Below are 9,911 nucleotides of genomic sequence, written 5' to 3'. Positions count from 1 at the left end.
GATGGGTATCGCGCAGACGATCAAGGCGTTCACGCTCTACGAGTTCGTGAAGGCGCATGCGCTGACGCTGAAGTATTTCTTCAAGCCGAAGGCGACGATCAACTATCCGTACGAAAAGAACCCGCTGAGCCCGCGCTTTCGCGGCGAACATGCGCTGCGCCGCTATCCCAACGGGGAAGAGCGCTGCATCGCGTGCAAGCTGTGCGAGGCGGTGTGCCCGGCGCAGGCGATCACGATCGAGGCCGAGCCGCGCGACGACGGCAGCCGCCGTACGACGCGCTACGACATCGACATGACAAAGTGCATCTATTGCGGCCTGTGTCAGGAAGCGTGCCCGGTCGATGCGATCGTCGAGGGACCGAACCTCGATTTCGCGACCGAGACGCGCGAGGAACTGATCTACGACAAGGCCAAGCTGCTCGACAACGGCGACCGGTGGGAGCGCGCGATCGCGGCGAACCTTGCCGCCGACGCGCCGTACCGGTAGGCGCTCGCGTGACATCAGGGGTCGAGATGATTTTGACGGTTTCATTCAGCGCGCGCCGCGGGCGTGCGGACGCGGGGAAGGCGCTATGATCCAGGCCATCGCCTTCTATCTGTTCGCGCTCGTCGTGCTGGTGTCCGGTGCGATGACGATTTCGTCGCGCAACCCGGTCCATTCGGTGCTGTGGCTGATCCTCGCGTTTTTTAACGCCGCCGGGCTGATGGTGCTGGTCGGCGCCGAGTTCATCGCGATGCTGCTGGTCATCGTCTATGTCGGCGCGGTCGCGGTGCTGTTCCTGTTCGTGGTCATGATGCTCGACATCGACTTCGCGGAGCTGCGCGCCGGGTTCGTCCGTTATTTCGGGATCGGGCTCGTGCTCGCGGTGGCGCTGGTCGCCGAGATCCTGATCGGGGTCGGCGCGTGGAGCGCGGGCGGGATCGATCTCGCGCGGCGTGCGGCGCCGACCGATCATGTTGTCCCGAACATCGTCCAGATCGGCAACCTGCTCTACACGCGCTATCTCTTCATCTTCGAGGGCGCGGGGCTGGTGCTGCTGGTCGCGATGATCGGCGCGATCGTGCTGACCCACCGCGAGCGGTCGGGATCGCGCTACCAGAATATCGCGCGGCAGAATGCGCGCCGTCCGCAGGACGCGACGCGCAACGTGCGGCCGGAAATCGGGCAGGGGGTGCAGCTGTGAACGCGGCCATGTCGGGGGGCGTCGGCCTCGTCCATTATCTCGTCGTCGCGGCGATCCTGTTCACGATGGGCGTGCTGGGGATCTTCCTCAACCGCAAGAACATCATCGTCATCCTGATGGCGATCGAGCTGATCCTGCTGGCGGTGAACATCAACCTCGTCGCCTTCTCGGCGGCGTTGCAGGACCTCGTCGGGCAGGTGTTCGCGATGTTCGTGCTGACCGTCGCCGCCGGTGAGGCGGCGATCGGGCTCGCCATTCTCGTCATCTTCTTCCGCGGCCGCGGCTCGATCTCGGTCGACGATCCCAGCCGGATGAAGGGGTAAATTCCGGTGCATTCGATCCTCTTCATCGTCTTCGTCCCGCTCGTCGCGGCGATCGTCGCCGGGTTCGCGAACAAGTCGTTCGGCGCGACGCTGCCCAAGGCGATCACCACCGGTGGGCTGTTCCTGTCGTGCGCTTTGTCGTGGCCGGTGTTCATCGGCTTCCTGATGGGTAGCAGCGAGGCATCGGTGACGCCGGTGCTGCACTTCATGACCTCGGGCACGTTCGACGTGTCCTGGGCGCTGCGCGTCGACGCGCTGACCGCGGTGATGCTGGTGGTGATCACCAGCGTCTCGGCGCTCGTCCACCTCTATAGCTGGGGCTATATGAGCGAGGACCCGGATCAGCCGCGCTTCTTCGCCTATCTGTCGCTGTTCACCTTCGCGATGCTGATGCTGGTGACCGCCGACAATCTGATCCAGATGTTCTTCGGCTGGGAAGGCGTCGGCCTCGCCAGCTATCTGCTGATCGGGTTCTGGTTTCGCAAGCCGAGCGCCAATGCCGCGGCCATCAAGGCGTTCGTTGTCAACCGCGTCGGCGATCTCGGCTTCATGCTCGGGATCTTCGGCACCTATCTGGTCTTCAACACGGTTTCGATCCCGGCGATCCTCGCCGCCGCGCCGTCGATGGCCGGATCGACGATCGGCTTCCTGTGGTTCCGCGCCGACACGATGACGGTGCTGTGCCTGCTGCTGTTCGTCGGCGCGATGGGCAAGTCGGCGCAGCTCGGGCTGCACACCTGGCTGCCCGACGCGATGGAAGGCCCGACCCCGGTGTCGGCGCTGATCCACGCCGCGACGATGGTGACCGCGGGCGTGTTCATGGTGTGCCGCCTGTCTCCGATGTTCGAGACCTCGCCGACCGCGATGGGCTTCGTGACCTTCATCGGCGCGGCGACCTGCTTGTTCGCGGCGACGATCGGCACGACGCAGACCGACATCAAGCGCGTGATCGCTTATTCGACCTGCTCGCAGCTCGGCTATATGTTCTTTGCGGCGGGCGTCGGCGCCTATGGCGCGGCGATGTTCCACCTGTTCACGCACGCCTTCTTCAAGGCGCTGCTGTTCCTCGGTGCCGGCTCGGTGATCCATGCGATGCACCACGAGCAAGACATGCGGTTCTACGGCGGCTTGCGGAAGGCGATCCCGGTCACCTTCTGGGCGATGCTGCTGGGGACGCTCGCGATCACCGGCGTCGGCCTCTACGGTATCGGCGGGTTCGCGGGCTACCACTCCAAGGATGCGATCATCGAGGTGGCATGGGCTGCCGGATCGCCGGTCGCGTCGATGGTCGGCGTGTTCGCGGCGCTGCTGACCAGTTTCTATTCGTGGCGTCTGATGTTCCTCACCTTCTGGGGGGAACCGCGCTGGGCGGCATCGGAGCATATCCAGCACGCGCTCCATGACGCGCACGGACATGGCCACGACGATCACGCGCACGACCATGGCGACGCGCATGCGCACGGGCATGACGATGCGCATCATCCCGATCCTGCGGGTGAGGACGCCGGGCATACACCACACGTCGAATCGCGCGGGTTCAACGAGATCCCGAAGGGCACCGGCGGCTATCATCCACACGAGAGCCCGATCGTGATGCTGATCCCGCTGATCGTGCTGTCGATTGGCGCGGTCGCGGCCGGGTTCGTGTTCCATCGCTGGTTCATCGATCCGGAGAGCGCGGGCGGGTTCTGGAACGGCGCCTTGTTCTTTAACGAGCATTTGATGCACGAAATGCATCAGGTCCCGCTGCTGGTGCAGCTGGCGGCGACGATCGTGATGCTGTCGGGGCTGCTGATCGCGTACCTGACGTACATCCGCTCGCCGGGGGCGCCCGCGAAGTTCGCGGACACGTTCCAGCCGTTGTACCGCTTCCTGCTCAACAAATGGTATTTCGACCAGCTCTACCACTTCCTGTTCGTGCGCCCGGCGTTCGCGATCGGTCGCCTGCTGTGGCACCGTGGCGACGAAGGGACGATCGACCGCTTCGGGCCGAATGGCTCGGCGTGGCTGGTGCAGGTGGGAAGCCGCGCGGCGGTTCGTCTCCAGACCGGATATGTCTATACTTATGCCTTCGTCATGCTGATCGGGCTCACCGCCGCGATCACCTGGGCGATCGCGGGCTGAGCGGGGGAGAAGGAAGATGTCGTTCCCGATCCTCTCGCTGATGCTGGCGGTCCCTGCGGTCGCCGCCATCGCGTGCCTGTTTCTCTCCGCCCCCGCGGCGCGCCTCACCGCGCTGGCCGCGACGCTGATCGACCTCGCGCTTGGCGTGGTGCTGTGGACGTCTTTCGACGTCGGTGGCGCGCAATGGCAGTTCGTCGAATATGCCCCGCTGTTCGGCCGCTTCGGCTGGGCGCTCGGCATTGATGGCTATGCGCTGCTGCTGATCGTGCTGTCGGTGTTTCTGATGCCGATATGTATCGGCGCCAGCTGGCAGGCGATCGAGAAGCGCGTGCCGGAATATATGGCGGCGTTCCTGTTCACCGAAGTGCTGATGATCGGCACCTTCGCGGCGCAGGACCTGTTCCTGTTCTACATCTTCTTCGAAGCCGGCCTGATCCCGATGTTCCTGATCATCGGCATCTGGGGGGGCGCGAACCGCATCTACGCGTCGTACAAGTTCTTCCTGTACACGCTGCTCGGCTCGCTGCTGATGTTCATCGCAATGCTCTACATGAGCATCACCGCGGGGACGACCAGCATCCCGGTGCTGCTCAACTACGACTTCCCGGCCAGCGTGCAGACGTGGCTGTGGCTGGCGTTCTTCGCGTCGTTCGCGGTCAAGATGCCGATGTGGCCGGTCCACACCTGGCTGCCCGACGCGCACGTGCAGGCACCGACCGCGGGGTCGGTGATCCTGGCGGGCGTGCTGCTCAAGCTCGGCGGTTACGGCTTCCTGCGCTTCAGCCTGCCGATGTTCCCCGAAGCGTCGGCGAGCCTCGTGTGGCTTGTGTTCGGGCTGAGCGCGGTGGCGGTGATCTACACCAGCCTCGTCGCGCTGGTGCAGTCCGACATGAAGAAGCTGATCGCCTATTCGTCGGTCGCGCACATGGCGATCGTGACGATCGGCCTGTTCGCGTTCAACGCTCAGGGGATTGAGGGCGCGATGATGGTGATGCTGGGCCACGGTCTGGTGTCGGGCGCGCTGTTCCTGTGCGTCGGCGTGATCTACGACCGGCTGCACACGCGTGAGATCAGCCGCTACGGCGGGCTGGCGATCAACATGCCGTGCTATGCGATCCTGTTCCTGCTGTTCACGATGGCCTCGATCGGCCTGCCGGGCACCAGCAACTTCGTCGGCGAATTGCTGAGCCTGATGGGCACCTATCAGGTGTCGACGACGGTCGCGCTGCTGTGCACCACCGGGATCATCCTCGGTGCGGGCTACATGCTCTACCTGTATCGCCGTGTCGTGTTCGGCGAGATCAAGTCGGCCGAAGTCCGCGCGATGTCGGACCTGACCCCGCGTGAGCTGTGGCTGCTCGTCCCGATCGCGGCGGCGGTGCTGTGGATGGGCGTCTATCCGGAGAGCTTCCTCGCGCCGATGCGCAAGGATACGCAGATCCTGCTGGCGCGGATCGACCGCGCCAAGCCGGCGGGTGACTCGCTGCCCACGAAGGGCAGTGGGATTGTGCCGGCCGCACATGCCGAAACTTCTGCGCATGGGAGCGCGCACTGATGGATTACGCCGCCAATCTGGCGATGACGCTACCCGAGCTGGTGCTCGCGGTCGGGGCGATCGCGTTGATGCTGGTCGCCGCCTGGGGCGGACCGGCCTCGACCAAAGCGGTGTCGTGGGTATCGGTCGCGGTGCTGGGCGGGGCGTTGATCGCGCTGACTGGCCCGGCGTCGAGCGGTGGTGACGCCTTCTACGGCCTGTACCGCGCCGACGCCTTCGCAGCGTTCGCCAAGGTGCTGATATACGTCGGCGCCGCGGTTGCGATCCTGATGGCGCCCGACTTCTTCCGGCGCACCGCGGGCGCGGATTTGCGGCCGGAATATCCGGTGCTGATCCTGCTGTCGGCGTGCGGCATGGGGATGATGGTGTCGGCGGGCGATCTGCTGACGCTCTATGTCGGGCTCGAACTGCAGAGCCTTGCCGCCTATGTGCTGGCGAGCTTCATGCGGCAGGACACGCGCTCGGCGGAAGCGGGGCTCAAATATTTCGTGCTCGGCGCGCTGGCGAGCGGCATCCTGCTTTACGGGATCAGCCTCGTTTACGGCTTCACCGGTTCGACGTTGTTCAACGAGATCGCGGGGGCCTATGCGGCCGCGCCGCTGACGGGCAGCGGGCGTTCGCTGGGGCTGCTGTTCGGACTGGTGTTCGTGTTCGCCGGGCTGGCGTTCAAGATCTCGGCGGTGCCGTTCCACATGTGGACCCCGGACGTCTACGAAGGCGCGCCGACCCCGGTCACCGCCTTCTTCGCCTCCGCGCCCAAGGTCGCGGCGATCGCGCTCGCGGTGCGCGTCGCGGTCGAGGCGATGGGGCCGGCCGAGGTGCAGTGGCGGCAAATCGTGATCTTCGCGTCGCTCGCCTCGATCCTGCTCGGCGCGGTCGCGGCGATCGGACAGCAGAACGTCAAGCGCCTGCTCGCCTATTCGTCGATCAACAACGTCGGCTTCGCGCTGATCGGTCTCGCGGCGGGGACGCCGGAAGGTGTCGCCTCGGTGATGACCTATATGACGATCTATCTGGCGATGACGCTGGGCAGCTTCCTCGTCGTGCTCCAGATGCGCGATGCCGACGGGCAGCCTATCGAGACGATCGCGAGCCTTGCGGGCCTGTCGCGGACGCGGCCGGGGCTAGCCGCGGCGCTGGCGATCTTCATGTTCTCGCTCGCCGGCATCCCGCCGCTGTTCGGCTTCTATGCCAAGTTCGCGGTCTTCTATGCCGCGGTGCAGGCGGGGCTGTTCCCGCTGGCGGTGGTTGGCGTCGTGTTCAGCGTGATCGGTGCCTATTATTACCTGCGCCTCGTCAAGACGATGTATTTCGACGAGCCGACCGGTGCGTTCGGCGAGGGCGACAAGCTCGAGGGCGGGCTGATCGCGGTCGCGGCGGTGTTCGTCTCGCCGCTGGGCTATCTCGCCATCCCGGCGCTGTCGGCCTGGACGCTCGCTGCCGCCAACAGCCTCTTCTAAGGCGGCGGCGCTGCCCCGGATCCTGACGGTACCGGCGACCGGGTCGACCAACGCCGACCTGCTGGCGCTCGCGGGCGACCGCGCGGTCGACGAGGGCACATGGCTGCGCGCCGAGCAGCAGACCGCCGGGCGTGGGCGGCAGGGGCGCGTCTGGGACTCGCCCGCCGGCAATCTCTATGCGAGCGCGTTGGTCGCGATCCGTCCGGACGATCCGCCGGCCGCGGGGCTGGCGCTGGTCGCGGCGGTCGCGCTGGAGGAGACGGTGCGTGGCGTATTGCCCGACGCGCGGGCGTTACAGTTGAAATGGCCCAACGACCTGTTGCTCGATGGCGCGAAGCTGTCGGGAATCCTGCTCGAACGCGGCGTGGCGGATGTCGTCGTCGGGATCGGGGTCAATGTCGCGCATCATCCGGCGCTTCCCGATCGCGCCACGACCAGCCTGCGCGCAGCCGGGGCGACGGTCGACGCCGCCACCCTGCTCGAACGCCTTGCCGATCGTTTCGCATCGTGGCTGGGCGTGTGGCGCGCGCAGGGGATCGGACTGGTCGCTGCGCAATGGAGCGCACGCGCACACCCGGTCGGCACCGCGCTGAGCGTGCGGCTACCCGACCAGACCACGCTTCAGGGCCAATTCCTCGGGCTCGATGTGGGCGGCGCGCTGCTGCTCGGCTTGGCGGACGGTACGCGGCATGTCATCCATGCCGGTGACGTGTTCGTGGTCTAGGGAGAGGAAGGCGATGCTGCTCGCGGTCGATGCCGGCAACACCAATATCGTCTTCGCGCTCGTCCAGCCGGCAACGCGCGAGATCCGCGCGCGCTGGCGGATCGCCACCGACCCGCGCCGCACCGCCGACGAATATGCGGTGTGGCTCAGCCAGTTGCTCCAGCTGGAGGGATACACACGCGAGGATGTGACCGCGGTCATCATCTCGACCGTGGTGCCGCGCGCGCTCCATAATCTCGAGGTGCTCGCCAGCAAATATTTTCGCACGGAGGCGCTGATCGCCGGGCGCGCGCCGGTCGAGTGGCAGCTGTCGGTCGACGTCGACGAGCCGCGCAGCCTCGGTGCCGATCGCGCGGTCAACACGATCGCGGCGCACGCGCTCCATGCCGGCGACCTGATCGTGATCGACTTCGGGACCGCAACGACCTTCGACCATTCCGACTTCGATGGCGCGTACAAGGGCGGGATCATCGCGCCGGGAATCAACCTGTCGCTCGACGCGCTGGTGATGGCTGCGGCCAAGCTGCCGCGGATCGCGATCGAGGCGCCCGCCACCGACAGCGTTATCGGCCGCAACACCGTCGATCAGATGAACATCGGCATCTACTGGGGCTATATCGCGATGATCGAGGGGCTGGTCGCGCGCATGAAGCGCGAGATCGCACGCCCCGTGAAGGTGATCGCCACCGGCGGCCTCGCCACTTTGTTCGAACAACATACCGACGCGTTCGACGCGATCGAACCCGACCTGACAATCCAGGGTCTGGCGATCATGTACGCGCGCGCCCATATCGACGCATGACCGCTTTGCCGGCGCGATCGTCCGTCTTTTCCGCCTGCCGCGATGATGCGGACGGGCCGCGGTGCCGGCACTCAAAGGAATGTAATGACACCGAAGAATAACGAGCTTCTTTTCTGCGCGCTGGGCGGGTCCGGCGAAATCGGCATGAACGTGATCCTGTACGGTCATGCCGGCAAATGGCTGATGGTCGACTGCGGCGTGACGTTCGCGGACGCGCACTATCCGGGGATCGACGTGATCCTGCCCGATCTGCGCTTCATCGAGGAGCGAATCGACGATCTGGTCGGGATCGTTCTGACTCACGGGCACGAAGATCACATCGGCGCGCTGCCGTACCTTGCCGAAGACCTTGGCGTGCCGATCTACGCCACGCCGTTCACCGCCGGGCTGGTGCGTGGCAAGCTGGAGGAAGAGCGGATCGAGGACCGGGTGAAGATCCGGCTGGTCGAGGCGCGCAAGTCCTTCAAGGTCGGCCCGTTCGAGGTCGAGGTCGTGCCGCTGTCGCACTCGATCCCTGAGGCCAACGCGCTGGTGATCGGCACCCCGGCGGGCAAGGTGTTCCACACCGGCGACTGGAAGCTCGATCCGACCCCGGTTATCGGCCAGCCGGCGACTCCCGAGGAACTCGCCGAGATCGGTGCGGAAGGCATAGACGTGCTCGTCTGCGATTCGACCAACGTCTTCAACGCCGAAGCTTCGCCCAGCGAGGCGAGCGTCCGCGAGGGGCTCGCCAAGAGCGTCGCGCGCGCGCGCGGTCGCGTGGTGGTGACGACCTTCGCGTCGAACGCCGCACGGCTCCACACGCTCGGGCAGGTCGCGGAGGAGACCGGGCGCAAGCTGTGCGTGACCGGGCGCTCGCTCGATCGAATCATCCGCGTCGCCAAGGCGACTGGCTATCTCAAGAACTTCCCGCAGACCGTCGATGTTGATGCGGCGATGCGGTTGCCCAAGAACCGCGTGCTGATCGTCGCCACCGGCGGGCAGGGCGAAGAGCGCGCCGCGCTGGCGCGGATCGCGGCGGGGAGCCACCCGGTCCAGCTCGACATGGGCGACATGGTGATCTTCTCGTCGAAGCAGATCCCCGGCAACGAGGTCGCGATCGGGCGCATCCAGAACCAGCTTGCCGCCAAGGGTGTCGAGATGGTCACCGAAAAGCAGGCGCATGTTCACGTCTCGGGGCATCCGGGGCGGCCGGAACTCGCGAAGATGTACGGCTGGCTGCGTCCGACCTCGCTGGTGCCAGTGCACGGCGAGATGCGGCACCTGATGGAGCACGCGCGCTACGGGCTGTCGCAGGGCATTGCCAACGCTGTGGTGCAGACCAACGGCGACATGGTGCGGCTGGCACCGGGTGCGCCGAAGAAGATCGGCAACGTGCCGATCGGGCGGCTGGTGCTCGATGGTGATGTGATCCTGCCGGCCGACGGCAGCACGATCAACGAGCGGCGGCGCGTCGCGGTCAACGGCCAGATTTCGGTCGGGATCGCGGTCGATCGCAACGGCCGCGCCGGCGGGACGCCCGAGGTGCGCGTACAGGGCGTGCCGGTCGAGGAAGAGCGCGAGCCGTTCCTCGCTGAGGCGATCGAAGCGGCGGCGGAGGCGATGGCCGGGCGCCAGCGTGATCGCGAGCGGCTGCGCGAGGACGTGCGGATGGCGGTCCGCAAGGTCGCAACGCGATGGACCGGCAAGAAGCCGATCGTCGACGTCGTGATCGTCCAGGTCTGATCGGCAGCAAAGGG

9 protein-coding genes are annotated in these 9,911 nt (G+C 66.1%); all 9 read left to right on the top strand.

Features of this window, described 5'->3' with window-relative positions:
• The first annotated feature begins 1 nt into the window (after position 1).
• The 9 genes from nuoI (at position 2) to SPHPH_RS0112430 (ending at position 9,897) form a co-directional block, all read left to right on the top strand.
• Positions 2–487 carry an NADH-quinone oxidoreductase subunit NuoI gene (gene nuoI / locus SPHPH_RS0112470; RefSeq protein ID WP_028966976.1) on the top strand — a complete coding sequence of 162 codons (486 nt, stop codon included), beginning with the start codon at positions 2–4 and terminating at the stop codon, positions 485–487.
• Between the two features lie 85 nt (positions 488–572).
• Positions 573–1,184, top strand: coding sequence for an NADH-quinone oxidoreductase subunit J (locus SPHPH_RS0112465; protein WP_028966975.1), 612 nt, complete (start codon positions 573–575; stop codon positions 1,182–1,184).
• 8 nt (positions 1,185–1,192) lie between these two features.
• Positions 1,193–1,507: an NADH-quinone oxidoreductase subunit NuoK gene (gene nuoK / locus SPHPH_RS0112460; RefSeq protein ID WP_037489584.1), complete on the top strand. Its 315-nt coding sequence runs from the start codon at positions 1,193–1,195 to the stop codon at positions 1,505–1,507.
• A 6-nt stretch (positions 1,508–1,513) separates the two neighbouring features.
• Complete coding sequence (gene nuoL / locus SPHPH_RS0112455; RefSeq protein WP_028966973.1) at positions 1,514–3,631, top strand: NADH-quinone oxidoreductase subunit L; 2,118 nt, start codon at positions 1,514–1,516, stop codon at positions 3,629–3,631.
• Between the two features lie 16 nt (positions 3,632–3,647).
• Positions 3,648–5,186, top strand: a complete 1,539-nt coding sequence (locus SPHPH_RS0112450; protein ID WP_037488541.1) for an NADH-quinone oxidoreductase subunit M — start codon at positions 3,648–3,650, stop codon at positions 5,184–5,186.
• Positions 5,186–6,646 (top strand): NADH-quinone oxidoreductase subunit NuoN, encoded by a 1,461-nt coding sequence (gene nuoN, locus SPHPH_RS0112445; protein ID WP_028966971.1) that lies wholly within the window; start codon positions 5,186–5,188, stop codon positions 6,644–6,646. The genes SPHPH_RS0112450 and nuoN overlap by 1 nt, the downstream gene beginning before the upstream one ends.
• Positions 6,588–7,370: a biotin--[acetyl-CoA-carboxylase] ligase gene (locus SPHPH_RS0112440; protein WP_337587828.1), complete on the top strand. Its 783-nt coding sequence runs from the start codon at positions 6,588–6,590 to the stop codon at positions 7,368–7,370. The genes nuoN and SPHPH_RS0112440 overlap by 59 nt, the downstream gene beginning before the upstream one ends.
• Positions 7,371–7,383: 13 nt before the next feature.
• Entirely contained in the window at positions 7,384–8,172 is a 789-nt protein-coding gene (locus SPHPH_RS0112435; protein WP_028966969.1) for a type III pantothenate kinase, read from the top strand.
• Positions 8,173–8,256: 84 nt separating this feature from the next.
• Positions 8,257–9,897, top strand: coding sequence for a ribonuclease J (locus SPHPH_RS0112430; RefSeq protein WP_028966968.1), 1,641 nt, complete (start codon positions 8,257–8,259; stop codon positions 9,895–9,897).
• Positions 9,898–9,911: the final 14 nt, after the last annotated feature.

The sequence above is a fragment of the Sphingomonas phyllosphaerae FA2 genome, from assembly GCF_000427645.1.
Classification (GTDB): domain Bacteria; phylum Pseudomonadota; class Alphaproteobacteria; order Sphingomonadales; family Sphingomonadaceae; genus Sphingomonas; species Sphingomonas phyllosphaerae.
The sequence above is the reverse complement of the archived record's forward strand: the minus strand, read 5'-3'. Positions and strand labels throughout refer to the sequence as shown.